General features: G+C 68.5%; 20 protein-coding genes and 1 pseudogene. 17 read left to right on the top strand and 4 right to left on the bottom strand.

Going from position 1 to position 26164, the window contains the following annotated elements; translation table 11 throughout:
- The first annotated feature begins 36 nt into the window (after nt 1–36).
- Together SY91_RS01070 and SY91_RS01065 are read left to right on the top strand one after the other, a co-directional pair.
- On the top strand, nt 37–963 hold the full coding sequence (locus SY91_RS01070) for a D-amino acid aminotransferase (RefSeq protein WP_011546306.1): 927 nt from the start codon (nt 37–39) through the stop codon (nt 961–963).
- Entirely contained in the window at nt 963–1271 is a 309-nt protein-coding gene (locus SY91_RS01065) for a YbeD family protein (RefSeq protein ID WP_011546305.1), read from the top strand. Before SY91_RS01070 ends, SY91_RS01065 begins: the two co-directional genes overlap by 1 nt.
- Before the next feature lie 22 nt (nt 1272–1293).
- On the opposite strand, the gene SY91_RS01060 is transcribed toward SY91_RS01065, so the two are convergent.
- The gene (locus SY91_RS01060) at nt 1294–2283 is read right to left on the bottom strand and encodes a transcriptional regulator GcvA (protein ID WP_006485238.1); all 990 of its coding nucleotides are present in this window, start codon (nt 2281–2283) and stop codon (nt 1294–1296) included.
- Nucleotides 2284–2385: 102 nt separating this feature from the next.
- On the opposite strand from SY91_RS01060, the gene SY91_RS01055 reads away from it, so the two are divergent.
- From SY91_RS01055 to SY91_RS01030, 6 genes are all read left to right on the top strand, one after another.
- Complete coding sequence (locus tag SY91_RS01055; RefSeq protein ID WP_023477807.1) at nt 2386–2712, top strand: DUF2917 domain-containing protein; 327 nt, start codon at nt 2386–2388, stop codon at nt 2710–2712.
- Between the two features lie 84 nt (nt 2713–2796).
- A complete protein-coding gene (gene lipB / locus SY91_RS01050; RefSeq protein ID WP_006477692.1) occupies nt 2797–3561 on the top strand; it encodes a lipoyl(octanoyl) transferase LipB in 765 nt (254 codons plus the stop codon).
- Entirely contained in the window at nt 3554–4546 is a 993-nt protein-coding gene (lipA, locus tag SY91_RS01045; protein WP_006477693.1) for a lipoyl synthase, read from the top strand. Before lipB ends, lipA begins: the two co-directional genes overlap by 8 nt.
- 261 nt (nt 4547–4807) lie before the next feature.
- The gene (gene tauA / locus SY91_RS01040) at nt 4808–5824 is read left to right on the top strand and encodes a taurine ABC transporter substrate-binding protein (RefSeq protein ID WP_043888574.1); all 1017 of its coding nucleotides are present in this window, start codon (nt 4808–4810) and stop codon (nt 5822–5824) included.
- A gap of 40 nt (nt 5825–5864) precedes the next feature.
- Nucleotides 5865–6662: a taurine ABC transporter ATP-binding protein gene (locus tag SY91_RS01035; RefSeq protein ID WP_034174371.1), complete on the top strand. Its 798-nt coding sequence runs from the start codon at nt 5865–5867 to the stop codon at nt 6660–6662.
- Complete coding sequence (locus tag SY91_RS01030; RefSeq protein ID WP_023477806.1) at nt 6662–7627, top strand: ABC transporter permease subunit; 966 nt, start codon at nt 6662–6664, stop codon at nt 7625–7627. The genes SY91_RS01035 and SY91_RS01030 overlap by 1 nt, the downstream gene beginning before the upstream one ends.
- Nucleotides 7628–7745: 118 nt before the next feature.
- Here SY91_RS01030 and SY91_RS01025 read toward each other — a convergent pair whose 3' ends face one another.
- The 3 genes from SY91_RS01025 to SY91_RS01015 form a co-directional block, all read right to left on the bottom strand.
- Nucleotides 7746–9650 (bottom strand): YadA family autotransporter adhesin, encoded by a 1905-nt coding sequence (locus SY91_RS01025; RefSeq protein WP_260632412.1) that lies wholly within the window; start codon nt 9648–9650, stop codon nt 7746–7748.
- Between the two features lie 286 nt (nt 9651–9936).
- Entirely contained in the window at nt 9937–11811 is a 1875-nt protein-coding gene (gene ggt, locus SY91_RS01020) for a gamma-glutamyltransferase (protein ID WP_023477803.1), read from the bottom strand.
- 95 nt (nt 11812–11906) lie between these two features.
- Nucleotides 11907–12869 (bottom strand): LysR family transcriptional regulator, encoded by a 963-nt coding sequence (locus SY91_RS01015; protein WP_023477802.1) that lies wholly within the window; start codon nt 12867–12869, stop codon nt 11907–11909.
- Nucleotides 12870–13048: 179 nt separating this feature from the next.
- On the opposite strand from SY91_RS01015, the gene SY91_RS01010 reads away from it, so the two are divergent.
- The 9 genes and pseudogenes from SY91_RS01010 to SY91_RS00970 all read left to right on the top strand — a co-directional run bounded on the left by SY91_RS01010 (nt 13049) and on the right by SY91_RS00970 (nt 26106).
- Complete coding sequence (locus tag SY91_RS01010) at nt 13049–15175, top strand: 3-hydroxyacyl-CoA dehydrogenase NAD-binding domain-containing protein (protein ID WP_185921013.1); 2127 nt, start codon at nt 13049–13051, stop codon at nt 15173–15175.
- Nucleotides 15176–15204: 29 nt separating this feature from the next.
- Complete coding sequence (locus tag SY91_RS01005) at nt 15205–16413, top strand: acyl-CoA dehydrogenase family protein (RefSeq protein WP_006477700.1); 1209 nt, start codon at nt 15205–15207, stop codon at nt 16411–16413.
- 14 nt (nt 16414–16427) lie between these two features.
- Nucleotides 16428–17573: an acyl-CoA dehydrogenase family protein gene (locus SY91_RS01000; protein WP_185921012.1), complete on the top strand. Its 1146-nt coding sequence runs from the start codon at nt 16428–16430 to the stop codon at nt 17571–17573.
- 30 nt (nt 17574–17603) lie between these two features.
- Nucleotides 17604–18809 carry a CaiB/BaiF CoA transferase family protein gene (locus SY91_RS00995; RefSeq protein WP_185921011.1) on the top strand — a complete coding sequence of 402 codons (1206 nt, stop codon included), beginning with the start codon at nt 17604–17606 and terminating at the stop codon, nt 18807–18809.
- Between the two features lie 196 nt (nt 18810–19005).
- Nucleotides 19006–19311: a DUF485 domain-containing protein gene (locus SY91_RS00990; protein ID WP_185921010.1), complete on the top strand. Its 306-nt coding sequence runs from the start codon at nt 19006–19008 to the stop codon at nt 19309–19311.
- A gap of 11 nt (nt 19312–19322) precedes the next feature.
- Nucleotides 19323–21008 carry a cation acetate symporter gene (locus SY91_RS00985; RefSeq protein ID WP_034174375.1) on the top strand — a complete coding sequence of 562 codons (1686 nt, stop codon included), beginning with the start codon at nt 19323–19325 and terminating at the stop codon, nt 21006–21008.
- A 352-nt stretch (nt 21009–21360) separates the two neighbouring features.
- On the top strand, nt 21361–22653 hold the full coding sequence (locus SY91_RS00980) for a dicarboxylate/amino acid:cation symporter (RefSeq protein ID WP_006477705.1): 1293 nt from the start codon (nt 21361–21363) through the stop codon (nt 22651–22653).
- A gap of 4 nt (nt 22654–22657) precedes the next feature.
- Nucleotides 22658–24666: pseudogene (locus SY91_RS00975) on the top strand (ATP-binding protein).
- Between the two features lie 87 nt (nt 24667–24753).
- The gene (locus SY91_RS00970) at nt 24754–26106 is read left to right on the top strand and encodes a sigma-54-dependent transcriptional regulator (protein WP_175809959.1); all 1353 of its coding nucleotides are present in this window, start codon (nt 24754–24756) and stop codon (nt 26104–26106) included.
- Nucleotides 26107–26164: the final 58 nt, after the last annotated feature.

Here is a 26164-nt window from a genome sequence, read left to right as displayed (position 1 = left end):
TTTGTTTTCACGACTTCATCCCCATCTGTCATAGCCATGAGCCAAGCCGAATTCGAACCGATCGTCTACCTCAGCGTCTCGGCGCAGGAGGAACTGGTGCCGCTGTCCGAAGCCCGTGTCCCGGTGCTCGACCGCGGGTTCATCTTCGGCGACGGCGTGTATGAAGTCGTGCCCGTCTATGCGCACGACGGCGCGCACGTGCCGTTCCGGATCGAACAGCATCTGGACCGGCTCGCGCGCAGCCTGAAGAAGATCGGCATCGACAACCCGCACGATGCGGCGGGCTGGCGCGCGCTGATCGAGCGGGTGGTCGCGGCGAATGCCGAAGGCCTCGGCGACGGCAACGCGCTCGTCTACCTGCAGGTGACGCGCGGCGTCGCGAAGCGCGGTCACGCGTTCCCGGCGAACGCGGTGCCGACCGTGTTCGCGATGACGAGCCCGCTGCGCCTGCCGTCGGAAGCGGAGCGCGCGAAGGGCGTGCGCTGCGTGACGGCTGAGGATCGCCGCTGGCTGCATTGCGACATCAAGTCGATCTCGCTGCTCGGCAACGTGTTGATGGCGCAGCATGCGGCCGAACGCGACGCGTTCGAGACGATCCAGCTGCGCGACGACAACGTGACCGAAGGCTCGTCGTCGAACGTATGGATCGTGAAGAACGGCGAACTGTTCGCACCGCCGCGCAGCAACAAGATCCTCGAAGGGATCCGCTACGCGCTGGTCGAGCAGCTGGCCGAAGAGTGCGGGATCCGGTTCGTCGCGCGCGAGATCAGCGAGGTCGAGCTGCGCTCGGCCGACGAGATCATGCTGACGTCGGCCACCAAGGAAATCCTGCCTGTGACGTCGCTCGACGATCTGCCCGTGCAGGGCGGCAAGCCGGGCCCCGTGTTCGCGGCGCTGTATGACGCGTACCAGCGTGCGAAGGCACGCGAATTTGAACAGTTTGACCTGACCCGGAGAAAATGATGAGCGAACCGACCAAAACCGTCGAGGTGACCGGCGCGATCGAGACCCGGAAGGAGTCGCTGCTGGAGTTTCCGTGCGATTTCCCGATCAAGATCATGGGCAAGGCGCACCCCGAATTCAAGGACACGATCTTCAAGGTCGTGGCCGTTCACGACAACGAGATCGACGTCGAGAAGATCGAGGAGCGTGCGTCGAGCGGCGGCAATTACACGGGCCTCACGATCACCGTGCGCGCGACGAGCCAGGAACAGCTCGACAACATCTACCGTGCGCTGACCGGCCATCCGATGGTCAAGGTCGTCCTTTAAGCGCTCGTTCCGGCGTCCGGGATCAGCGCAATCGGCCGCTGATCCCTTTCCATCCTCCCTCCAGCGCGCACTCGGCGGGGCATTTCCCCGCCGCGCGCCGCGCGTCCAGCTCGTCGCACAGCCGCTTGTATTCGGCCACTTCCTCGAACAGCCAGGTCCGGAACGCTTGCACGCGCGGCGTGTTCAGCAGCGGCGGCGGGCACACGAAAAAATAGTGCCACGGGCTCGGCCCGTCGATGTCGAACAGGCGCACGATGCGCCCGTCGAGCAGGTCGTGCACCGCGAGCGAGCGGCGCACCAGCGCGATGCCCTGGCCCTCGATCGCGGCCAGCAGCAGGTTCGACGAATCCTGGTACAGAATTCCCCGTTTCGGCTCGGTCAGCGTATCGAGCCCGGCCGCGTCGAACCACGGCCGCCACAGCTCGTCGTCCGAGCGCAGCAGCGGGTAGTGCACGAGATCGGCGGGCGTCTGCGGCAGCTTGCCGCCGTTCAGCGTCGGCGCGCACGCCGGAAAGAACACCTCCTCGAACAGCGGCTCCACGTGCAGCCCCGGATAGCTGCCGAAGCCGAAGCGGATCGCCAGATCGACGTCGTCGCGCGCGAAATCGGTGAGCGAGTTGGTCGACTGCAGCTCGACGTCGATTTCCGGATGCCGCTCGATGAACGTGCCGATGCGCGGCGTGATGAAGCGCGCGGCGAACGACGACAGCATCGACACCACCAGCCGCCGGTCGCGGTCGCTCGCGCGCACGTCGCGTGTCGCGTCGGCGATCACCATCAGCGCGGTGCGGATCTGCTGCGCGTAGCGCATGCCGGCGTCGGTCAGGCACAGCCGCTTGCCGTTGCGCGTGAACAGCTGCACGCCGAGCTCTTCCTCGAGCGCGCGCACCTGATGGCTGACCGCGCCGTGCGTGACGAACAGCTCGTCGGCGGCGCGCGAGAAGTTCTCGTGGCGGGCGGCGGCTTCGAATGCGCGAATCGCGTTCAGCGCCGGGAGCTGGCGGAGGTCCATTTGCTAATTTTCCTCACATCGACGTGAAAATTGGTCGTTTGGTCGGGCGCCTTTGAATGACTACGATTGTAGCCATCGAAGCACTTATTGGCGGAGTCGATCATGCAAGAAATTTCTTCAAGCATCACCTTTGAAATTCCCGCGGGCGAGACCGTGCCGATGAAGGTGCAGCGCAGCACGCGGCTGACCGTCCAGTGCGGGCCGATCTGGGCGACGCGCAGCAACGACGTGGACGACTACTTCCTGGTCGACGGCGAGACGCTCAAGCTGCGTCGCGGCGAACGGCTGTGGCTCAGCGCGGAAGGGCGCGAGGGCGCACGCGTCGCGTTCTCGGTGTCGCGGCCGCCGCGGGAAGTCGCGCTGGGCGGCCTGACCCGGCTGCGCGAACGCGTGAGCGCGCTGTTCCACGACGGCTGGCGCACGGTCTGACCGTCATTTCATCCGACGGATACCGGCGATCCGTCCCCCTCCCCAGGCCGGCGAGACCCACGGGTTTTCGGTAAACTACCGCCCATGTCCGTTTCGCCGGTTTCCATCGTGTCCACGCCTGTCGCCGTTTCCGCATCGCCCGCCGGCGCCCCGGCCCAGCCGGATCAGCCGGCCCAGCCGGTCACCGTGAGGTGGCGAGGCCGCGAGGCGTACGACGCGAGCTTCGACGCGATGCGCGCGTTCACCGACACGCGCACGGCCGACACCGGCGACGAGATCTGGGTGGTCGAGCATCCGCCCGTCTACACGCTCGGCCAGGCCGGCGACCCGGCGCACCTGCTGGTGGCCGACAGCGGCGTGCCGCTCGTCAAGGTCGACCGCGGCGGACAAATCACCTACCACGGCCCCGGCCAGATCGTCGTCTATCTGCTGCTGGACCTGCGCCGGCGCAAGCTGATGGTGCGCACGCTCGTGACGAAGATCGAGGAGGCCGTGATCGAAACCCTCGCGGCGTATAATCTCGCTTCGGTCCGCAAGGCGGGCGCGCCCGGGATCTACGTGGCATCCGGCGTGCACGAGGGCGCGAAAATCGCGGCCCTCGGCCTGAAGATCCGCAACGGCTGCAGCTATCACGGGCTGAGCCTGAACGTGAAGATGGATCTGCGCCCGTTTCTCGCGATCAACCCGTGCGGCTATGCCGGACTGGAAACCGTCGACATGGCGAGCCTCGCGGTTGCCGCCGACTGGAACGACGTCGCCCACACGCTGGTGGGCCGTCTGATCGCCAACCTCGACGGCGCATCCGCGGCCGCCGACAAGCCGCACGCACTGGAACAATCGAATGACTGACGTTACCGCTTCTCCCGCACCGGCCGATACGGCCGCGACCCCGGCCTACGATCCGACCGCCAAGCAGAAGGCGCAGGCGAAGACGGCACGCATCCCGATCAAGGTCATTCCGATCGAAAAGCTGAAGAAGCCCGAGTGGATCCGCGTGAAGGCGGCTACCGGCAGCTCGCGTTTCAACGAGATCAAGACGATCCTGCGCGAGCACAACCTGCACACGGTGTGCGAGGAAGCGAGCTGCCCGAACATCGGCGAATGCTTCGGCAAGGGCACCGCGACGTTCATGATCATGGGCGACAAGTGCACGCGCCGCTGCCCGTTCTGCGACGTCGGCCACGGCCGTCCCGATCCGCTCGACGCCGATGAACCGAAGAACCTTGCGCGCACGATCGCCGCGCTGAAGCTCAAGTACGTGGTGATCACGAGCGTCGACCGCGACGACCTGCGCGACGGCGGCGCCGCCCACTTCGTCGAGTGCATTCGCGAAACGCGTGCGCAGTCGCCGGACACGCGCATCGAGATCCTGACGCCGGACTTCCGCGGCCGTCTCGACCGCGCGATCTCGATCCTGAACGCCGCGCCGCCCGACGTGATGAACCACAACCTCGAAACGGTGCCGCGCCTGTACAAGGAAGCGCGCCCGGGTTCGGACTACGCGCACTCGCTGAAGCTCTTGAAGGACTTCAAGGCGCTGCATCCGGACGTCGCGACGAAGTCGGGCCTGATGGTGGGCCTCGGCGAGACCGAAGAGGAAATCCTGCAGGTGATGCGCGACCTGCGCGCGCACGACGTCGACATGCTGACGATCGGCCAGTACCTGCAGCCGTCCGAACACCACCTGCCGGTGCGTGCGTACGTGCATCCGGATACGTTCAAGATGTACGAGGAAGAGGCGTACAAGATGGGCTTCACGCACGCGGCCGTCGGCGCGATGGTGCGCTCGAGCTATCACGCCGATCTGCAGGCGCACGGGGCCGGGGTGGTCTGAGCGTCGCGCCCGCTTCCATCTGCAAACAGTCTCGAGCAGTCGAAAAAAGCCCGCAGCGATGCGGGCTTTTTCGTTGGCGCGGCGGTTATCCGCGCATGCGCGCGGCAATCGTCATCCGACCGGATGCGCAATCCGGTCTAGCATGGAAAGCAAAGCTGAAACGGCATCGATAGCTTCGCAGGATAAGTTCGCTCCCGCTGCGCGCAAAGCTCGTAAAGTCGGCTCTCCCGCAGCAATGCCCGCATTCCGAAGGAGAGCCGCATGTCCCGTTTCAGCTTCATTCGCCGCGCCGTCGTCGCGCTGACCGCCTTTGCCGCGCTTGGCGCGGCGCACGCCGAATCGCGCGAAGTCGTGATCGCGTACCAGGACATGGTCGTGCCGTGGCGCTACGCGCAGGCAAGCGGTGAAGTCGAAAAGGCGACCGGCTACAAGGTCACGTTCCGCAAGCTCGACAGCGGCGCCGACGTGATCCGCGCGCTCGCGTCGGGCTCCGTGCAGCTCGGCGAAGCCGGGTCGAGCCCGATCGCGGCCGGCCTGTCGCAGGGGCTCGACATCTCGCTGTTCTGGGTGCTCGACAACATCAACGACGCCGAGGCGCTCGTCGCGCGCAACGGCTCGGGCGTCACGAACGTCGCCGGGCTGAAGGGCAAGAAGATCGGCGTGCCGTTCGTGTCGACGTCGCACTTCCATACGCTCGTCGCGCTGCAGGCCGCGGGCGTCAATCCGAACGACGTGAAGATCGTCAACCTGCGTCCGCCCGAAGTCGCGGCCGCGTGGACGCGCGGCGACATCGACGCGACCTACATCTGGGATCCGGTGCTCGCGAAGGTCAAGCAGTCGGGCACCGTGCTCACGACGTCGGGCCAGGTTGCAACGGAAAGCGGCAAGTCGACCTTTGACGGCTTCGTCGTGAGCCGCAAGTTCGCGCGCGAGAACCCCGAGTTCGTCACGCGCTTCGTGAAGGTGCTCGCGGCGGCGGACGCCGACTACCGCGCGCATGCGGCGGCGTGGAAGGTCGGCTCGCCGCAGGTCGCGGCGGTCGCGAAGGTGTCGGGCGCGAACGCGCAGGACGTGCCGGCCAGCCTCGCGCTCTACGCATTCCCGACGGCGGCCGAACAGGCATCGCCGACGTGGCTCGGCGGCGGCGCGCAATCGGGCGCCGCGAAGTCGCTCGCGGCCACGGCCACGTTCCTCAAATCGCAAGGCACGATCCAGACGGTGCTGTCCGACTATTCGGCCGGCGTCGATCCGCAGTTCGTGCAGAAGGCCGCGCGCTGAGCGCGGCCACTCAGCCCACTCATCGCGGAGGCCTTCGATCATGAGCACGCTGGAAGTCCGCCAGGTATCGGTAGCCTATCCGGGCGAGCGCGGCAGGCCGACGACGCAGGCGCTCGCGCAGGTCGACCTGCGCATCGATGCCGGTGAATTCGTCGTCGCGCTCGGGGCGTCCGGATGCGGCAAGACCACGCTGCTGAACTGCATGGCCGGCTTCGTCGCGCCGACGACGGGCGACGTGCGCGTCGACGGCGTGCCGATCACAGGCCCCGGCGCCGATCGCGGCGTCGTGTTCCAGAAATACGCGTTGCTGCCGTGGCTCGACGTGCTCGACAACGTCGCGCTCGGGCTGCGCTTCGCGCGTGTGTCGAAGGCCGAACGCGAAGCGCGGGCGCGCGAGATGCTCACGCTCGTCGGTCTCGAGCGCCACGCGCACGCACGCGTGTATGAACTGTCGGGCGGGATGCAGCAGCGGGTCGGTATCGCGCGTGCGCTCGCCAGCGACCCGCGCGTGCTGCTGATGGACGAACCGATGGGCGCGCTCGATGCGATGACGCGCGGCACGATGCAGGCGCTCGTGCTCGACGTGTGGGCGCGCACCGGCAAGACGGTGTTCTTCATCACGCACGACGTCGAGGAGGCGTTGTTCCTCGCGACGCGTCTCGTCGTGATGACGCCGGGCCCCGGTTGCATCGCCGAAACCTTCGAGTTGCCGTTCGCGCGCCGCTACGTCGAATCGCGCGATGCGCGTGCGGTGAAGTCGTCGCCGGATTTCATCGGGTGGCGCGAGCGGCTGATCGCGTACCTGCATCGCGACGAGGCGGTCGCGGAGCCCGCGTGATGCACGAGTTCGCGCGGCAGGGTGCGTCCGTCGGGCGCGGCCGGATCAGTACATTGCACAGGCAGGACGACATGAGCACGCAGGATTCCTGGGCGGCCGATCGCGCGGCCGCCGACTCCGAACGGGATGCGAGCGCGGCGCAACAGCGGCATGCGGTGCGTCCCGCCCGGACATCACATCGTTACCGGTTGCCGGGGCAAGGAAAGACGGCCGGGTTGAGCGCTGCGACGATCGCGGCATTGGCTGCGCTCTGGTGGGTCGCGACGCATTTCCAGTGGCTGCCGCCGCTGTTCCTGCCCGCGCCGGAAGCAGTGTGGACCGCGTTCGTCGACGCATGGCACGGTCGCATCCAGGGCGGCCTGCCGTTGTCCGAACATTTGCTGTGGAGCGCCGCGCGCGTGTTCGGTGCGTTCCTGCTCGCGACCGCGATCGGCGTGCCGGCCGGCATTCTGATGGGCGTGAGCCGCATCGCGCGCGGCGTGCTCGATCCGCTGCTGGAGTTCTATCGGCCGCTGCCGCCGCTCGCGTATCTGCCGCTCGTCGTGATCTGGTTCGGCATTGACGAAACGGCGAAGCTGGTCGTGATCTTTCTCGCGTGCTTCGCGCCGATCGCGATGGCCGCGCGCGCCGGCGTGCGTGCGGCAACCGTCGAGCAGATCAACGCCGCGTATTCGCTCGGCGGCAGCTTCGCGCAGATCGTGCGGCATGTCGTGCTGCCGGCCGCGCTGCCGGAGATCCTCACCGGCCTGCGGATCGCGATCGGGTTCGGCTGGACGACGCTCGTCGCGGCCGAGATGGTCGCCGCGACGGCCGGGCTCGGGCAGATGGTGCTCAACGCATCGAGTTTCCTGCGCACCGACATCGTCGTGATGGGCATCCTGATCATCGGCGCGATCGCGTGGCTGTTCGATCTGGCGATGCGCTGGGTCGAGCGGCGGGTGGTGCCGTGGAAGGGGCGAGGGTAGGCCGTACAGGCGGAACGGACTTACGGTGGGTGCCCGTGTCGAGAAGAGCGAGGGGCCAGGTTCGTATCGAACGAACCCGGCCCCTGTTGTTTGATGCGGCTAATGTCGCCGTGATGCGTTACCAGCGATAGCCGGCGCCGGCGCCGACCGCGACCGTGCCGCGGGTATTGGTCGACCCGGATGCCTTGACCACCCAGCGCCCGTTGCGGGTGGCGGTCGACAAGCCGAACGCGACGGCCGACTGGCCGCTGTAGGTGCCGCCGGCGATCGCCACCATGCTTTCGCCCGCCAGCGACGCTTGCGGCAAGTTCGCGATCGCCACCGCCGACGCAATACCGCCGCTCGCGTCGCGCCGATAATGATCGATGTCGGAACGCACGCTGCCGATGTGGTCGTTCAGTTGCTGCACGTTCACCGCATCGGTCGGCGCGGTGCCGGCCTTGACGTGGGTGATCTGCCGCTCCTGCCCCGGTGCACCGACGGACACCGTGTTGTCGCGATCGGCGACGGAGCCGTTACCGAGCGCCACCGAATTGTTGCCCGACGCCGTCGTGTTGTTGCCGATCGCGACGCTGCCGTTGCCGGATGCGCTCGAGTTCTGGCCGAGCGCCATCGAATTCGAGCCGGTCGCCCCGGAGCCGTCGCCCAGCTGCGTCAGTTGGCTGCCCTGTCCGCCGGTCGGCGGCCGGGTGTTGGAGCCGATCTGCTCGATGTTGTTGATGCGCGTGTCGAGCGATTTCAGGTGCGTCTCGAATTGCTGCTGCATCGAGAACAACTGCGCGCCGTTGACCGCCTGCATGCTGTTCGCGGCGATCGCGCCCGCCTTGACGTTGTCGAGCAAGGTGCCGCCGACGCCGCCGAGCGTGGCGCGATCCAGCTTCAGGTCGTCGTACACGATCGCGCCGAGCGCCTTGCCGTTCGGATCGATCAGCCCCGTCGCCTTGAGCTGCGCGACCGTCACGGCATCGGTGTCGGCAGTGCCGTTCGACAGGCCGGTCAGCGTGCGCGTGCCGGCCGTGCCGGCGACGCTGACCGAGCTGCCGCCCTTGTCGGCGCCGATCGAGATCGCGAGACTCGCCGGGTCCTGCCGGACGAGGCCGGTCGCGCCGTTGTCGAGCCGCGTGCCGAGATCGGTGACGTCGTTGCGGATCGTCGTGACGTTGTTTTCGACGGCGGCGACCCGCCCGTCGATCGTCGTGACGCGTCCGTCGAGTCGGGTCAGCGCGCCGCCGACGGTGTTGAACGATTGTCCGTCCACCGTGTAGTTCGGGCCGCGCACGGTGCCGTCCGCGTTGACCGTTGCATCGCCGCCGAGCGCGGCGACGACGGGCTTCAACTGCGACAGGTTGGTTGCGTCGGTGTCGCGGGTGCCGGCGCCGAGATTGACGAGCTGGCGCTGGGTGTCCGCCGTGCCGATCGACACGGTGTTCGTGCGGTCGGCGACGCTGCCCTGACCGAGCGCGACCGCACCGTGCGCGGTGACCTTCGCGTCCGCGCCGAGCGCCAGCGCGCGATTCGCGTTGACGCTTGACGACACGCCGAAGGCGCTTGAGCGATCGCCGTGGACGTTCGCCATTTCGCCGACGGCGATGGTCGAGCGTCCATTGGCGACGGCTCTGCCACCGATCGCGATCGCGGAATAGTCGCCACCGGTTTCGCCCGTCGCCTTCGCGCCCGGCCCGATTGCGATCGAGCCGGCGCCCGAGGCGATCGGGTCGCCGCTGTCGCCGCCCTTGACGATCAGGTTGGTCTCGACGAGATCGATGCCGGACGCGTGGCCGTAGCTCGGCGCGAGTGCGGCGATGGCGAGGGCGAGCGCCGACAGGCGGGCGGAGGACGTGCGTCGGCGTGTGGGCGAAGCACGCGAGCGGGCACGCGTCATACGGGAAGGTGCAGCGGAGATATGTGGCATATTAATCGGAGTCCTGATCAATGTTATGCGTGACGCAGCCGGATGACGGCTGGGCGTCTTCGTCGAAAGACGCGGGGCGAGGAGGGATGGCGCGTGAGCGGCGAACCGCAATCACGTCGCCCCGACGTAAGGGGAGCGACTATACGGACGCACGCAGGCGCCGTCGATCAGACAGTTTCGAAAGTGATTGGGGGGATATAGGACGCGCTACGAGCGCATGATCGCGTGCCGGCGGTGTCGCCGGGATGGATCGGGTACAGGCGGGCGTCGAGACAGCGCGCGGCCAGGCCAGCCGGGCGCAGCGAAGGAGGAGGCGCAGGGCGCATGAACGCCAGGGCCTCCTGGGCGGTGCGCACCGATTCACGCACACCGCCACCGACGGACGGGCATCGTCCGCTCAATCGCCCATCGCTATCCCTTCGCGCCGCGGGTCCGCGCCGCCGAACCACACCGTCTGCCCCTGCACGTTCAGCCGCTGGATGCCCTGCAGCCCCGAGTTCATCTCGACGATCTGCACGTCGTGCCCGCGGCCCTTCAGCCCGTCGGCGAGCGCGTCCGACACGCGGCCGCGTTCGAGCTGCGTCGGCCCGTTCATCGACCCGAAGTTCGGCAGCGCGATCGCCTGCTGCATCGTCATGCCCCAGTCGAGCACGCCGACCAGCGTCTTCGCAACGTGATTGATGATCGCGGGGCCGCCGGCCGAGCCGACGATCATCGTCACCTGCTTCGTCTTCTTGTCGAACACGAGCTCCGGCGACATCGCCGAACGCGGCCGCTTGCCCGGCTGCACGCGGTTCGCGACCGGCCGGCCGTCGTCGTTCGACACGAACGAGAAATCGGTGAGCTGGTTGTTCAGCATGAACCCGCGCACCATCAGCCGCGAGCCGAACGCGTCCTCGATGCTGGTCGTCATCGACAGCGCCTGGCCGTAGCGGTCGACGATCGCGATGTCGGAGGTCGACGGCCATTCGGGGCTGCGGTCGTCGGCCATCGCGAGCGTCGCGCCCTGCGGCGTGCCGGCCTGCGCGACGCCCATGCTGGTGTCGCCGATCAGCCGCGCGCGCTGTGCGAGATAGGTCTTGTCGGTGAGGCTCGCCCAGGTGCCGCCCGGCAGCGGCACGAAATCGGGATCGGCCACGTAGCGTGCACGGTCCGCATACGCGAGGCGCCCGGCTTCGCTGAACAGGTGCGCGGCGAACGGCGTCGGCTCGTAGCCGACCTCGTTGCGCACCGGCTTCTGCGCGCCGATCTGCTGCCAGTCGGGCATCGCTTCGAGGATGCCGAGCATCTGCGCGATCGCGAGGCCGCCCGAAGACGGCGGCGGCATCCCGCACACGACCGAGCGCCGGTAGTCGGCGCACAGCGGCGCGCGCACCTTCGCCTTGTAGTGTGCGAGATCCTGCAGCGACAGCAACCCCGGGTTGGTCGGGTGCTTGCGCACCTTCGTGACGATGTCGCGCGCGATCGCGCCGCTGTAGAACGCGTTCGCGCCGCGGTCGGCGACCTGGCGCAGCACGGTCGCGAGCGCCGGGTTCTTCAGCACCGTGCCGGCGGCCTTCGGCGTGCCGTCCGCGTTGTAGAAGTACGCGCGGGCCGCCGGGTCGTTCTTCAGGTACTTGTCGTTCGCGATCAGCATCGCGAGCCGCGGGCTGATCGTGAAGCCGCGCTCGGCGAGCCGGATGGCCGGCTGGAACAGCCGGCGCCACGGCAGCTTGCCGTGCGCGCGGTGCGCGGCGTCGAGCATGCGCAGCACGCCCGGCGTGCCGACCGAGCGCCCGCCGACGACACCTTCGTAGAAGCTCATCGGCTGGCCGGTCGGCCCGTAGAAGAGGCGCTCGGTCGCGGCGGCCGGCGCGGTTTCGCGGCCGTCGTACGCCTGCGTCGTCTTGCCGTCGAAGTACAGCATGAACGCGCCGCCGCCGATGCCCGACGATTGCGGCTCGACCAGCGCGAGCACCACCTGCGTCGCGATGGCCGCGTCGATCGCGGTGCCGCCCGCCTTCAGCATGTCGTAGCCGGCTTGCGTCGCGAGCGGGTTCGCGGCCGCGATCATGAAGTGCTGCGAGGTCCAGCCCGACTTGTCGGTCCAGCCGGACGACAGTTCGGGCGCGTGAACGCCGGGCAGCGGGACGGCCGCGCCCGATGCGGCGGCGACCGGGACGACGGCGCCCGACGGCGCGGACGGGGACGTGCAGCCGGCGTTCAACGCGACGAACGCGACGGCGGCGAGCAGCGTCCAGGGACGCGAATGCGGACGAATCCGGTCGAACATTGAACCCTCGGCAGCAGTGAATTCGAAGGAGACGGCGGCGTTGATGTTGACGTTGACGTCGGCGCGGGCGCAACGGTGCGGCCCGCCCCGGCGCGCTATTGTCGCCGCGTGCCCGGCGGCTTGTCATCCGTCAGGAAACCCTGACGCATCCCGCCGGGCCCGCCCCGGCCGGTCTTTCCGGCCTGTTCGAGGATGAACTCTATGAACGTGGAAGTCGCGCGCGTGTGGTGGCGGTTCGGCATGTACAGCATGTACATGTGGGTACCGAAGATGCTGAGCCGATACGCATCGAGCGACGTGACGACGGTGCCGTGCCGCAGGTCGTCCTGCATCACGTAGTCGGGCACGATGCCGACGCCGATGCCCGCGAGGATCGCCTGGCGCAGGAACAGGAAGTTCTCCGAAATCAGCGTCGGTTCGAGCAGCACCTCGTGGCGTTCGTCGCCGAGATAGGCGGCGATGCGGAGCTGCCGGCCCATCACCGTCGCGGTGACGACCGGCGCGGCGGCGAGCGCGCCGAGGCTCGCCGGCATCCCGTGCGCGGCCGCGAACGCGGGCGACGCGCAGGCGACGTAGCGCACCGCGCCCATGTCGCGGGCGACCAGATTCTGCGGCGGCTCGGTCATCACACGGATCGCGATGTCGACTTCGTCGCGCATCAGGTCTTCCACGCGATTCTCGAACACCACGTCGAGCACGATGCCCGGATGCCGCCGCTTGAACGCGAGCAGCCATTCGGACATCACGATCTGCCCGTAGCCGCTCGGCACCGACAGCCGCACGCGGCCCTGCAGGTCCTGGCCGAGCGTCGTCACCGATTCCTGCGCGGCGAGCAGCTCGTTGCGGATGCGCCGGCCGTGCTCGTACAGCTTCAGCCCGATCTCGGTCGGCTCCATGCGCCGCGTCGTGCGCCGCACGAGCTGCTGGCCGATCGAGCGCTCGAGCTGGTTCAGCCGGTAGCTGACGTTCGCCCGGCTCATCTTCAGCCGCTGCGCGGCCTTGCTGAGATTGCCGGCGTCGAGGATCTCGACGAGCAGCGTCAGCGCGTTCAGGTCCATGCGGGGTATCTCCTGATCCGGCCCGTTAATCGGATCGAAGCGGTCCGACACGGTCCGAAAACATTCAGTGTCAAGTCAGATTTGACAGCTTGTAAAGGCGTGCGGGAATTGTCAATGAATCTCGATCAATCGAGAATCAGCCCATGCCTGCTGCCTCGACAGCTTCGACAGGAGACGCCATGAATTCCCCCGCCATCCCCCCAACCGGCACGGTCACGCGCGAACGGCGCGACAAGGTGCTCGTCGTCACGATCGACCATCCGCCGGTCAACGCGCTGTCCGCCGACGTGCGGCGCGGCCTCGCCGATGCGATCGACGCCGCGCAGGCCGACGACGCGATCCGCGCGGTGCTGATCGTCGGCGCCGGCCGCAACTTCATCGCGGGCGCCGACATTCGCGAATTCGGCAAGCCGCCCGTGCCGCCGTCGCTGCCCGACGTGTGCGAGCAGATCGAATCGGGTACCAAGCCGGTCGTGGTCGCGCTGCACGGCGCGACGCTCGGCGGCGGCCTCGAAGTCGCGCTGGCCGCGCATTACCGGCTCGCGGTGCCCGGTGCGAAGCTCGGGCTGCCCGAAGTGACGCTCGGCCTGCTGCCCGGCGCGGGCGGCACGCAGCGTGCGCCGCGCCTGATCGGCGCGAAGGCCGCGCTCGACCTGATGCTGACGGGCCGCCATGCGAGCGCCGACGAAGCGCTCGCGCTCGGCCTCGTCGATCGCATCGCGCACAGCGACGACACGCTCGCCGAAGGGCTCGCGTATGCGCAGGAACTCGTGTCGCTCGGCGCGCCGGTGCGCCGCACGCGGGACGCGCAGGGGCTGGCCGACCGCGCGGCCGCGGAGGCCGCGATCGACGCGGCGCGCGCGGAATTGCCGAAGAAGTCGCGGGGCCTGTTCTCGCCGGCGAAGATCGTCGACGCGGTCGAGGCCGCGCTCACGCAGTCGTTCGACGCGGGGATGAAGTTCGAACGCAGCCTGTTCCTGCAATGCCTCGACAGCCCGCAGCGCGCGGGCCTCGTGCATGCGTTCTTCGCGGAACGCGAAGCGGCGAAGGCGCCCGAGGCGCGGCGCGCGAGCCCGCGGCCGGTCGAGCGGATCGGCGTGGTCGGCGGCGGCACGATGGGCGCGGGCATCGCGGTCGCGGCGCTCGACGCCGGGCTGCCGGTGACGATGATCGAGCGCGACGAAGCATCGCTCGCGCGCGGCCGGGCGCACGTCGAGAAGGTGTACGACGGCCTCGTCGCGAAAGGGCGGATGACGCCGGCCGCGCACGCGGCGCGTCTCGCGCGCTTCAAGGGCAGCACGTCGTACGACGCGCTCGCGCAGGCCGACGTCGTGATCGAAGCCGTGTTCGAGGACATGGCCGTGAAGCAGGCCGTGTTCGCCGAACTCGCGCGCGTGTGCAAGCCGGGCGCGGTGCTCGCGACCAACACGTCGTATCTCGACATCGACGCGCTCGCCGCGAGCATCGACCGGCCGGCCGACGTGATCGGCCTGCATTTCTTCTCGCCGGCCAACGTGATGAAGCTGCTGGAGATCGTCGTGCCGGCGCGCGTGAGCGCGGACGTCGTCGCGACCGCGTTCGCGCTGGCCAAGCAGCTGAAGAAGACGCCGGTGCGCGCGGGCGTATGCGACGGCTTCATCGGCAACCGGGTCCTCGCCGTCTATCGGACGGCTGCCGACTACCTGATGGAAGACGGCGCGTCGCCGTACCAGATCGATCGCGCGGTGCGCGGGTTCGGCTTCCCGATGGGCCCGTTCCAGGTGGTCGATCTCGCGGGCGGCGACATCGGCTGGGCGACCCGCAAGCGCCGCGCGGCGACGCGCGATCCGAACGCGCGCTACGTGGAGATTTCCGACCGGCTGTGCGAGCGCGGCTGGTTCGGTCAGAAGACCGGGCGCGGCTACTACCTGTATCCGGACGGCGCGCGCGTCGGCACGCCCGACCCGGAAGTGGAGGCGATCGTCGCGGAAGAACGCGCGAAGAAGGGCGTCACGCCGCGCACCTTCACCGACGACGAGATCCTGCGCCGCTACCTCGCCGCGATGATCAACGAAGGCGCGAACGTCGTGCACGAGAAGATCGCGCTGCGCCCGCTCGACGTCGACGCGGTGTTCCTGTACGGCTACGGCTTCCCGCGCTATCGCGGCGGCCCGATGCACTACGCGGACACGGTCGGCCTCGCGAACGTGCTCGCCGATATCCGCGCGTTCGCGAAGGAAGATCCGCTGTTCTGGAAGCCGTCGCCGCTGCTCGTCGATCTCGTCGCGCGCGGCGCGGATTTCGCGAGCCTGAACCGCATCGACTGAACACCCACCGCATTTGCCACGGACCGAAGATGGACCTGAATTTCACTCCCGAAGAGGAAGCCTTCCGAACGGAAGTGCAGCGCTTCCTCGCCGCCGAACTGCCGGCGCGCACTGCGCGCAAGGTGAAGGGCGGCCTGCACCTGACGCGCGACGACATGCGCGAATGGCACGCGATCCTCAATGCGCGCGGCTGGCTCGCGAGCCACTGGCCGCGCGAATACGGCGGCCCCGGCTGGAGCGTCGCGCAGAAATTCCTGTTCGACAACGAATGCGCGCTCGCCGGTGCGCCGCGCATCGTGCCGTTCGGCGTGAACATGCTCGGCCCGGTGCTGATCAAGTACGGCAACGAAGCGCAGAAGCGTCACTGGCTGCCGCGGATTCTCGACGGCACCGACTGGTGGTGCCAGGGTTATTCGGAACCGGGCGCCGGTTCCGATCTCGCTGCGGTGAAGACGAGCGCGGTGCGGCGTGTGGATGCGCAGGGCGCTCACTACGTCGTGAACGGCCAGAAGACGTGGACCACGCTCGGCCACTACGCGAACATGATCTTCTGTCTCGTGCGCACCGCGACCGACGTGCGCAAGCAGGAGGGCATCAGCTTCCTGCTGATCGACATGAATACGCCGGGCGTCGAAGTGCGCCCGATCATCACGCTCGACGGCGAGCATGAGGTGAACGAGGTGTTCTTCACCGACGTGCGCGTGCCGGTCGAGAACCTCGTCGGCGAAGAGAACCGCGGCTGGACTTACGCGAAATACCTGCTCACGTACGAGCGCACCAACATCGCGGGGATCGGCTTCTCGACCGCCGCCCTCGACCGGCTGCGCGCGGTGGCCGCGAAGGTCACGAAGAACGGCCGGCCACTGGCCGACGATCCGTTCTTCGCGGCGCGGCTCGCCCGCGTCGAGATCGAACTGGAAAACATGCGCACGACCAACCTGCGCGTGCTGGCCGCGGTCGCGGGCGGCGGCGTGCCGGGCGCGGAAAGCTCGATGCTGAAGATTCGCGGCACGCAGATCCGCCAGGAGATCACCGCGCTGATGCGGCGCGCGATGGGGCCGTACGCGCAGCCGTTCGTCGACGACGCGCTCGACGCCGATTACGACGGCGAACCGGTCGGCCCGGAAGAAGCCGCGAGCGCCGCACAGCAGTACTTCAACAACCGCAAGCTGTCGATCTTCGGCGGCTCGAACGAGATCCAGAAGAACATCATCGCGAAGATGATGCTCGGGCTGTAACGAGGGACGCGACGATGGATTTCCAGCACACAGAAGACCGCCGGATGCTGGCGGACACGTTGAACCGCTTCATCGCCGAACAGTACGCGTTCCCGGTGCGCGACCGCATCGCGCAGTCGGCCGAAGGCTTCGACCGCGCGATGTGGCAGCGCTTCGCCGAACTCGGCACGGTCGGCGCGCTGTTCGCCGAAGCCGACGGCGGCTTCGGCGGCGCGGGCTTCGACATCGCCGTGGTGTTCGAATGCCTCGGGCGCGGGCTCGTCGTCGAGCCGTTCTTCGGCGCGCTGCTCGCGGGCCGTGCGCTCGCGCACGCCGGCGGCGCCGCGCATCGCGACCGGCTCGCCGCGCTGATCGACGGCAGCGCGAGCGCCGCGTTCGCGCACGACGAGCCGGGCTCGCACTACGAACTGACGACGGTGCGTACGCGCGCCGAACGTTCGGGCGACGGCTGGGTGCTGACCGGCGCGAAGGGCGTCGTCGACCAGGCCGCGCAGGCGGCGTTCTTCGTCGTCAGCGCGCGGGTGTCCGGCAACGACGACGACGCGGCCGGCATCGGCCTGTTCGTCGTGCCGGCCGATGCGCCGGGCGTGTCGTTGCGCGATTACAAGAAGATCGACGGCGGCCGCGCGGCCGAAGTGCGCTTCGAGCGCGTCGCGCTGCCGGCCGACGCCGCGCTCGGCGCGCCGGATGCGCTCGACGGCGAAGCGGGCGCCGAGCTGCTCGAACGCGTGCTCGGCTACGGGCTGCTCGCGCTGTCGGCGGAAGCGCTCGGCGCGATGGACGTCGCGAAGGAGCACACGCTCGACTACCTGCGTACACGCAAGCAATTCGGGCTGCCGATCGGCAGCTTCCAGGCGCTGCAGCACCGGATGGCCGACCTGCTGCTCGAAGTCGAGCAGGCGCGTTCGGCCGTGATCAACGCGGCCGCGCAGCTCGATGCGCCGCGCGCGGTGCGCGAGCGCGCGCTCGCCGCGGCGAAATACAGCATCGGCCGGATCGGCACGCTCGTCGCCGAGGAAAGCATCCAGCTGCACGGCGGAATCGGGATGACGTGGGAGCTGCCGCTGTCGCACTACGCGAAGCGGCTCGTGATGCTCGATCACCAGCTCGGCGACGAGGATCACCATCTCGCGCGCTACATCGCGCTGTCGAAACAGTAAGGGCGCACGGCGCGAATGGAGGAGACAACGATGACGAACGAACGGTGCGCGCTGCCGCTGGCCGGCGTGAAGGTGCTCGATTTCTCGCGCGTGCTCGCGGGCCCGTGGTGCGCGATGGTGCTCGCCGATTTCGGTGCGGAAGTGATCAAGGTCGAGCATCCGGCGCGCGGCGACGATACGCGCGACTGGGGGCTGCGGATCGGCGACACCGAAACCACGTATTTCAACAGCGTGAACCGCAGCAAGCGGTCGATCTGCGTCGACCTGCAGACGGAAGCCGGCCAGCGCATCGCGCGCGAGCTGGCCGCGCAGGCCGACGTGCTGATCCACAACTTCAAGTTCGGCGGCGCGGAGAAACTCGGGCTCGGCTACGACGCGCTGGCCGAACTGAATCCGCGCCTCGTGCACTGTGCGATCTCGGGCTACGACCGGTCGGGCGCCGAGGCCGCGCGGCCCGGCTACGACCTCGTCGTGCAGGGCGAGGCGGGGCTGATGGCGCTGAACGGCGAGGCCGGCCAGCCGCCGCTGAAGTTCGGCGTCGCGGCGGTCGACCTGTTCACCGGCATGTATTCGGCGCAGGCGATCCTCGCCGCGTTGTACGAACGCCATGCGACCGGGCGCGGGCGGCGCATCGAGATGGCGCTGTTCGATTGCGGGCTGATGATCACCGCGTACTACGGGCTCGACGCGCTGCTGATGGGCGAGGACCCGCCGCGCTACGGCAACGCGCATCCGTCGATCGTGCCGTACGGCGTGTTCGACGCGGCCGACGGTCCGCTCGTGATCACGGTCGGCAACAACATGCAGTTCGCGCGCTTCTGCGACGCGATCGAGCGGCCCGATCTCGCGGCCGACGAACGCTACAAGACCAACCTCGGCCGCTCGCAGAATCGTGCCGACCTGCTGCCCGAGATTCGCCGCGAACTCGCGCGGCGGGCGCGCGCGACGCTGCTGGCGGCGCTCGCCGACGCGGGCATTCCGTGCGGCGAAGTGCTCGGATTGCACGAAGCGCTGACGTCCGAACGTGCCACCCGCGCCGGGCTCGTCACGCGGCAGCCGCATCCGGCCGCGGGCGGCGTCGACGTGCTCGCGCCGCCGTACCGCTTCGACGGCGCGCGGCTGCCGGTGCGCGGTGCGCCGCCGGTGCTCGGCGCCGATACCGATGCGGTGCTCGGCGGCTGGCTCGGGATGTCGGCGGAGGACGTCGCGCGGCTGCGGGCGGGTCGCGTCGTGTAACGCGTTTCAGGGGTTGCCGCCGCGGCGCGGGCGGTTTCGGATCACGCGCCGGCCATCCAACGACAGCGCTCGCGACGACGAGACGCTCGCCCTGCGGGGACTGGAGCAAGCGCCAAAGCGCCAACGCCGGTCGACCGCGAAGCATGGGACCAGAGTCAGTGCTGAAGCGCCGACTTCGGTTCATCCAGGAGACACCATGGAGCTTTCCGTCATCGAATCGGTCACGGCGCGCCGCGACTACCAGCAACTCGTGCGGGCCCGGCGCCGCTTCAGCTTCACGCTCACCGCGTTGATGATCGCCACGTACTACGGCTTCATCCTGCTCGTCGCGCTCGCGCCGCACGTGCTCGCCGCGCCGCTGTACCACGGCGCGACGACGACGGTCGGGATCGCCGCGGGCGTCGCGATCATCCTGATCGCGATCGGCCTGACCGCGTGCTACGTGCTGCGCGCGAACCGTGCGTTCGACCGCCGCGTCGACGCGATCCTGCAACGTTCGTGACGGAGGCCCGCATGCGACGCATTTCGCGCGCGCTCGGCGCGCTGACCGTTCTCGTTTCCTCCACCGCCCATGCCACCGGCATCGCCGGCCCGATGCCCGACAAGGTCGAGCTGAACCCGGTCGCGATCGGGATGTTCTTCGCGTTCGTGTTCGCGACGCTCGCGCTCACGCGCTGGGCCGCGCGCCGCACGCGCTCGACGCGCGACTTCTATACGGCCGGCGGCGGCATCACCGGGCTGCAGAACGGGCTCGCGATCGCGGGCGACTACATGTCGGCCGCATCGTTCCTCGGGCTGTCCGGGATGGTGTTCATGTTCGGCTTCGACGGGCTGATCTACTCGATCGGCTTCCTGGTCGGCTGGCCGTTCGTGATGTTCCTGATCGCCGAACCGCTGCGCAACCTCGGCAAGTTCACGTTCGTCGACGTCGTCGCGTACCGTTTCGCGCAGCGGCCGATCCGGCTGCTGACCTCGGCGAACGCGCTGACCATCGTCGTGCTGTACCTCGTCGTGCAGATGGTCGGCGCGGGCAAGCTGATCCAGTTGCTGTTCGGGCTGTCGTACGGCACGGCCGAGCTGATCGTCGGCGTGCTGATGGTCGTCTACGTGTTCTTCGGCGGGATGACCGCGACCACCTGGGTGCAGGTGATCAAGGCCGTGCTGCTGCTGTGCGGCGCGACGCTGCTCGCGTGGCTCGCGCTCGGCGAATTCGGCTTCAGCATCGATGCGATGTTCCGCCGCGCGGTGGCCGTGCATCCGGGCGCGCTGTCGATCATGGGGCCCGGCAAGCTGATCCGCGACCCGGCCAACGCGCTGTCGCTCGGCATCGCGCTGATGTTCGGCACGGCCGGCTTCCCGCACATCCTGATGCGCTTCTTCACGGTGCCGAACGCGAAGGAGGCGCGCAAGTCGGTGCTCTACGCGACGGGCTTCATCGGCTACTTCTACCTGCTGACCTTCGTGATCGGCTTCTCGGCGATCGTGCTGCTCGCGCAGCATCCGGAATTCTTCCGGCTCGGCGCGAACGGCACGTTCAACCTGACGCACGACCTGCTCGGCGGCTCCAACATGGTCGCGGTGAAGCTCGCGCAGGCAGTGGGCGGCAACTGGTTCTACGGGTTCATCGCGGCCGTCACGTTCGCGACGATCCTTGCGGTGGTCGCGGGCCTGACGCTCGCCGGCGCGACGACGATCTCGCACGACCTGTATGCGCAGATGTGGGCGCGCGGCAAGCCCGACGAACGGCTCGAGATGCGCATCTCGCGCGCGGCGACGATCGGGCTGTCGGCCGTCGCGATCGCGCTGTCGATCCTGTTCGAGCACGTGAACGTCGCGTTCATGGTCGGGCTCGTCGCGGCGGTGGCCGCGAGCGCCAATTTCCCGGTGCTCGCGATGTCGATCTTCTGGCGCGGGATGACGACGCGCGGCGCGGTGCTCGGCGGCGGCCTCGGCCTCGTGTCGGCGGTCGCGCTCACGGTGTTGTCGAAGTCGGTGTGGGTCGACGTGCTGCACCACGCGCACGCGGCAGTGTTCCTCGACAACCCGGCGCTCGTGTCGGTGCCACTCGCGTTCGTCGGGATCGTGGTCGGTTCGCTCGCGGATCGTGGCGAGCGCGCACGCCGCGAGCGCGACGCGTTCGCGCAGCAGGAGTTCTACGCGCAGACCGGCCTGCTGGCCGGCGAGGCCGTGCAGCACTGATTCCTCTGACAAAATCGGCCAACCGTCCGGATCGCCGGACGGATATTTTCCGGAAATCCGGAATCCCGGATTTCCTTGCCTGCCGCATTATGGGAAATACAATGAAAACAACGGCTTGAGGGGTTCCGGAAACCTGGCATCGACCTTGCAATATAAAGCGCATGGCCGGCCTCCGGCCTGACTATTAAACCAAGGAGACAACCGATGACCAATGCCTTCCTCCCCCTCCGGATGTCCTGAGGCATCGCTTGTTGCGGCACGGCAGCCGCGCGGGCGAATGCCTTTCCCCTGAGACATTCGCCTGCGCGCGTGACGCCGTTTCCACGGCTCATCTACTTCAGCAGGAACCATCGTGAAGAAGAAACCCTTCTACAAAGTGCTCTATGTGCAGGTGATTTTCGCCATCATCGTCGGCGTGATCCTCGGCCACTTCTACCCATCGATCGCCACCGACATGAAGCCGCTCGGCGACGGGTTCATCAAGCTGATCAAGATGGTGATCGGCCCGATCATCTTCTGTACGGTCGTCACCGGCATCGCCGGCATGGAGGACATGAAGAAGGTCGGCCGCGTCGGCGGCAAGGCGCTGCTGTACTTCGAGATCGTGTCGACCTTCGCGCTGCTGCTCGGCCTCGCGGCCACGCACCTGCTGCGTCCGGGCGTCGGCTTCAACATCGATCCGGCGACGCTCGACGGCAAGGCCGTCGCGTCGTACGCGGCGAAGGCGCACGGGCAGTCGACGGTCGACTTCCTGATGCACATCATCCCGAACACGATGGTCGACGCGTTCGCGCAGGGTGAAATCCTGCAGATCCTGCTGATCGCGCTGCTGTTCGGCAGCGTGCTCGCGCACCTCGGCGAGCGCGGTCGCGTGGTCACCGACTTCATCGACGGCCTGACGCGCGTGCTGTTCGGCATCGTGCACATCGTCACGAAGCTGGCCCCGATCGGCGCGTTCGGCGCGATGGCGTTCACGATCGGCAAGTACGGCGTTGGCTCGCTGGTGCCGCTGCTCAAGCTGATCGGCACGTTCTACCTGACGTCGGTCGTGTTCGTGCTGGTCGTGCTCGGCGCGATCGCGCGCTTCACCGGCTTCTCGATCATCCGCTTCGTGTCGTACATCAAGGAAGAGCTGCTGATCGTGCTCGGCACGAGCTCGTCGGAAGCCGCGCTGCCGCAGCTGATGGAAAAGCTCGAGAAGGCCGGCTGCTCGCGTTCGGTCGTCGGCCTCGTCGTGCCGACCGGCTACTCGTTCAACCTCGACGGCACCAACATCTACATGACGATGGCCGTGCTGTTCATCGCGCAGGCGACCAACATCGAGCTGACGTGGATGCAGCAGCTCACGCTGCTGGCCGTCGCGATGCTGACGTCGAAGGGCGCGAGCGGCGTGACCGGCGCGGGCTTCATCACGCTGGCCGCAACGCTGGCCGTCGTGCCGACGATCCCGCTGTCGGGCATGGTGCTGATCCTCGGCATCGACCGCTTCATGAGCGAATGCCGTGCGCTGACCAACATCGTCGGCAACGGCGTGGCCACCGTCGTCGTGTCGGCGTGGGAGAAGGAGCTCGACCGCAACAAGCTGCGCCAGGCGCTGAAGGGCGGCGGCGAAGTCGCGCCGACCGAGACGACGGCCGGCGTCTGACGCGATGAAGGAGCAGGCGGCGGCACCCCCGCCGGCCGTGCGGCCCGCGGCGGCCGGGGTATCGAGGCGGAGGCCTATGACACAATAGGCGATCCGCATCGTCAGGAAGCCTCGACCGTGACGCGCCGCCTGCTCATCCTCGTCGTGCTCGCCGCCGCGCTCGTCGCGGCGTGCGCGCTGACGTGGACGATCACCTGGCAGCGCGGCGTCGCCGAGCTGCAGCGCAATGCCGCGGTGCGGGTCGACCGCACCACCAGCGCGCTCAAGAGCACGCTCGACCGCTACGAATCGCTGCCTTATCTGCTCGGCAGCCATCCGTACGTGCAGGATCTGCTCGCCGACCCGAAGCGCGGCGACTACACCGCCCGCGTCAACCGCTATCTCGAAGACCTCAACGAACACGCGCACGCGACCGTCACCTACGTGATCGGCGCGGACGGCCTGTGCGTCGCCGCCAGCAACTGGCGCGCGCCCGACAGCTTCGTCGGGATCGAATACCGTTTCCGCCCGTATTTCCTCGATGCGATGAACGGCCAGGTCGGCCGCTTCTTCGGGATCGGCACGATCTCGCGCGATCCCGGTTACTACATCTCGCAGCCCGTGTGGCGCGACGGCAAGATCGCGGGCGTCGTCGTCGTGAAGCTCAATCTCGAATGGTTCCAGGGCGCCGACGCGTCCGAGCCGCTCGTCGTCGTGGACGATCACGGCGTCGTGTTCCTGTCGTCGGTGCCCGCGTGGAAGTACCACACGCTGCGCCCGCTCACGGGGCCGGTCGCCGCGTCGATCTACGAAACGCGCCAGTACGCGCAGCAACCGGTCACGCCGCTGCCGCTGCGCGTCGAGCAGACGCTCGGCGCCGACGCGGAAATCGTGCGCCTCGGCGCCGGCCGGCGCGCGCCGCGCTTCCTCGCCAGCAAGCGCCGGATCGGCGAGCCCGACTGGCTGCTCGTCACGCTCGCGCCGCTCGCGCCGATCGATGCCGATGCGCGCAATGCGACGATCGTCACTGGTTTCGGCTTCGTGTCGGTCGCGCTCCTGGCGTTCTACTGGCGGATGCGCCGCGCCCGCGTGCGCGAGATGATCCGCGGCCGCGCGCTGCTGCAGCAGGCGTACGCGGAGCTGAACCGGCGCGTCGAGGAGCGTACGGCCGATTTGTCCGAGGCGAACGAGCAGTTGCAGAAGGAGGTCGGCGACCGGATTCGCGCGGAGCAGGAGCTGCGCGCCGCGCACGACGAACTGATTCAGGCGAGCAAGCTCGCCGCGCTCGGCCAGATGGCGGCCGGCATCACGCATGAGCTGAACCAGCCGCTCGCGGCGCTGCGCAGCTTCTCGGACAACACGCGCGTGCTGCTCGATCGCGGTGAGCTGGCCGCCGCGCGCGAGAATCTCGAGGCGATCGCCGCGCTCACCGAGCGGATGGGCAAGATCACCAACCAGTTGAAGCTGTTCGTCGGCCGAGCGAAGCCGCGCAACGAGCGGGCACTCGTCGTGCGCGCGCTGCGCAGCGTGCTGTCGCTGCTCGGCGAGCGCCTGCGCGGCGTCGCGCTCACGCTGACGCTGCAGGACGCGACCGTGTCGCCCGCGCACGACGCGCCGCTCGACCTTGCGCGCGACTATCCCGAACTCGTCGCGCGCTGCGAGGACCTGCGCCTCGAACAGGTGCTGATCAACCTGCTCGGCAACGCGCTCGACGCGGTGGCCGGCGTCGCGGCGCCGGCCATCGAGGTGACGATCGCGGTGTCGGCCGCGACGCTCGCACTCGAGGTGCGCGACAACGGCTCCGGCATTGCGCCCGATCTGCTGCCGCGCCTGTTCGAGCCGTTCTTCACGACCAAGGAAATGGGGCGCGGGCTCGGGCTCGGCCTCGCGATCTCGTCGTCGATCGCGAGCGACGCGGGCGGCGCGCTGACCGCACGCAACGCACCGTCGGGCGGCGCGCTGTTCGTCTTGACGCTGCGGCGCGCCCGCACGCATCATCCGGACTCCGTGTCCGAGCCGGCGGGCTCGCATTAGCGTGAACAGGCCGGTCGACGAACGATCGGAATCAACGAGAGCCGCACGCACCAGCGCCGCGCGGCCTGTCAGGAGCAAGTGACCAAGATGGCCAACCGGCTGCAAGTGATCTATATCGAAGACGATGCGCTCGTGCGCCGGGCGAGCGTGCAGAGCCTTCAACTGGCGGGCTTCGACGTCGCCGGCTTCGAGTCGGCCGAGGCGGCCGAGAAGGCGATCGTCGCGGATACCGCCGGCGTGATCGTCAGCGACATCCGGCTGCCCGGCGCGAGCGGGCTCGACGTGCTCGCGCAGTGCCGCGAGCGCGTGCCCGACGTGCCGGTGATTCTCGTCACCGGGCACGGCGACATCTCGATGGCCGTCCAGGCGATGCGCGACGGCGCGTACGACTTCATCGAAAAGCCGTTCGCGGCCGAGCGCCTGATCGAGACGGTGCGCCGCGCGCTCGAGCGCCGCGAGCTCGTGCTCGAGAACCACGCGCTGCGGCGCGAGCTGGCCGGGCAGAACGTGGTCGCGCCGCGCATCATCGGCCGCAGCCCTGCGATCGAGCAGGTGCGCAAGCTGATCGCGAACGTCGCGCCCACCGACGCGTCGGTGCTGATCAACGGCGACACGGGCGCCGGCAAGGAACTGATCGCGCGCAGCCTGCACGAGCTGTCGCCGCGCCGCGACAAGCCGTTCATCGCGGTCAATTGCGGCGCGCTGCCCGAGCCGATGTTCGAGTCGGAGATGTTCGGCTACGAGCCCGGCGCGTTCACCGGTGCGGCGAAGCGGCGCGTCGGCAAGCTCGAATACGCGTCCGGCGGCACGTTGTTCCTCGACGAAATCGAAAGCATGCCGCTCGCGCTGCAGGTGAAGCTGTTGCGCGTGCTGCAGGACGGCGTGCTGGAACGGCTCGGCTCGAACCAGCCGATCCGCGTGAACTGCCGCGTGGTCGCGGCCGCGAAGGGCGACATGAGCGAACTGGTCGCGGCCGGCACGTTCCGGCGCGACCTGCTGTACCGGCTCAACGTCGTGACGATCGCGCTGCCGCCGCTCGCCGAGCGCCGCGAGGACATCGTGCCGCTGTTCGAGCACTTCATGCTCGATGCGGCCGTGCGCTACGGGCGGCCGGCGCCGGTGCTGACCGACCGGCAGCGCGCGAGCCTGATGCAGCGCGACTGGCCGGGCAACGTGCGCGAGCTGCGCAATGCGGCCGACCGCTTCGTGCTCGGCGTGGCCGACATGCCGCCGGAAACGGGTACGGGCGACGACGCCGACAACGACCAGACGCTGAAGGAGCGCATCGAGCAGTTCGAGCGCGCGGTGATCGCCGAGGCGCTGAACCAGACGGGCGGCGCGGTCGCCGCGACGGCCGACCGGCTGCATGTCGGCAAGGCGACGCTGTACGAGAAGATGAAGCGCTACGGGCTGTCGGCGAAAGGCGACACCGAGCGCTGAAAAGCAAACGGACCGCGGAACCGGGGTGCCCGGTCATGCGGTCCGTGGTTTTACCGAA

The organism is Burkholderia cenocepacia (assembly GCF_014211915.1).
In the GTDB taxonomy this organism is placed as follows: Bacteria; Pseudomonadota; Gammaproteobacteria; order Burkholderiales; family Burkholderiaceae; genus Burkholderia; species Burkholderia orbicola.
Note: the sequence above shows the minus strand (reverse complement) of the source record. Positions and strands in the feature narration are given on the sequence as shown.

Excerpts from the sequence above, each read along its gene's own strand:
- SY91_RS01070 (WP_011546306.1), top strand. The coding sequence starts at position 37 with ATGAGCCAAGCCGAATTCGAACCGATCGTCTACCTCAGCGTCTCGGCG.
- SY91_RS01065 (WP_011546305.1), top strand. The coding sequence starts at position 963 with ATGAGCGAACCGACCAAAACCGTCGAGGTGACCGGCGCGATCGAGACC.
- SY91_RS01060 (WP_006485238.1), bottom strand. The coding sequence starts at position 2,283 with ATGGACCTCCGCCAGCTCCCGGCGCTGAACGCGATTCGCGCATTCGAA.
- SY91_RS01055 (WP_023477807.1), top strand. The coding sequence starts at position 2,386 with ATGCAAGAAATTTCTTCAAGCATCACCTTTGAAATTCCCGCGGGCGAG.
- lipB (WP_006477692.1), top strand. The coding sequence starts at position 2,797 with ATGTCCGTTTCGCCGGTTTCCATCGTGTCCACGCCTGTCGCCGTTTCC.
- lipA (WP_006477693.1), top strand. The coding sequence starts at position 3,554 with ATGACTGACGTTACCGCTTCTCCCGCACCGGCCGATACGGCCGCGACC.
- tauA (WP_043888574.1), top strand. The coding sequence starts at position 4,808 with ATGTCCCGTTTCAGCTTCATTCGCCGCGCCGTCGTCGCGCTGACCGCC.
- SY91_RS01035 (WP_034174371.1), top strand. The coding sequence starts at position 5,865 with ATGAGCACGCTGGAAGTCCGCCAGGTATCGGTAGCCTATCCGGGCGAG.
- SY91_RS01030 (WP_023477806.1), top strand. The coding sequence starts at position 6,662 with ATGCACGAGTTCGCGCGGCAGGGTGCGTCCGTCGGGCGCGGCCGGATC.
- ggt (WP_023477803.1), bottom strand. The coding sequence starts at position 11,811 with ATGTTCGACCGGATTCGTCCGCATTCGCGTCCCTGGACGCTGCTCGCC.
- SY91_RS01015 (WP_023477802.1), bottom strand. The coding sequence starts at position 12,869 with ATGGACCTGAACGCGCTGACGCTGCTCGTCGAGATCCTCGACGCCGGC.
- SY91_RS01010 (WP_185921013.1), top strand. The coding sequence starts at position 13,049 with ATGAATTCCCCCGCCATCCCCCCAACCGGCACGGTCACGCGCGAACGG.
- SY91_RS01005 (WP_006477700.1), top strand. The coding sequence starts at position 15,205 with ATGGACCTGAATTTCACTCCCGAAGAGGAAGCCTTCCGAACGGAAGTG.
- SY91_RS01000 (WP_185921012.1), top strand. The coding sequence starts at position 16,428 with ATGGATTTCCAGCACACAGAAGACCGCCGGATGCTGGCGGACACGTTG.
- SY91_RS00995 (WP_185921011.1), top strand. The coding sequence starts at position 17,604 with ATGACGAACGAACGGTGCGCGCTGCCGCTGGCCGGCGTGAAGGTGCTC.
- SY91_RS00990 (WP_185921010.1), top strand. The coding sequence starts at position 19,006 with ATGGAGCTTTCCGTCATCGAATCGGTCACGGCGCGCCGCGACTACCAG.
- SY91_RS00985 (WP_034174375.1), top strand. The coding sequence starts at position 19,323 with ATGCGACGCATTTCGCGCGCGCTCGGCGCGCTGACCGTTCTCGTTTCC.
- SY91_RS00970 (WP_175809959.1), top strand. The coding sequence starts at position 24,754 with ATGGCCAACCGGCTGCAAGTGATCTATATCGAAGACGATGCGCTCGTG.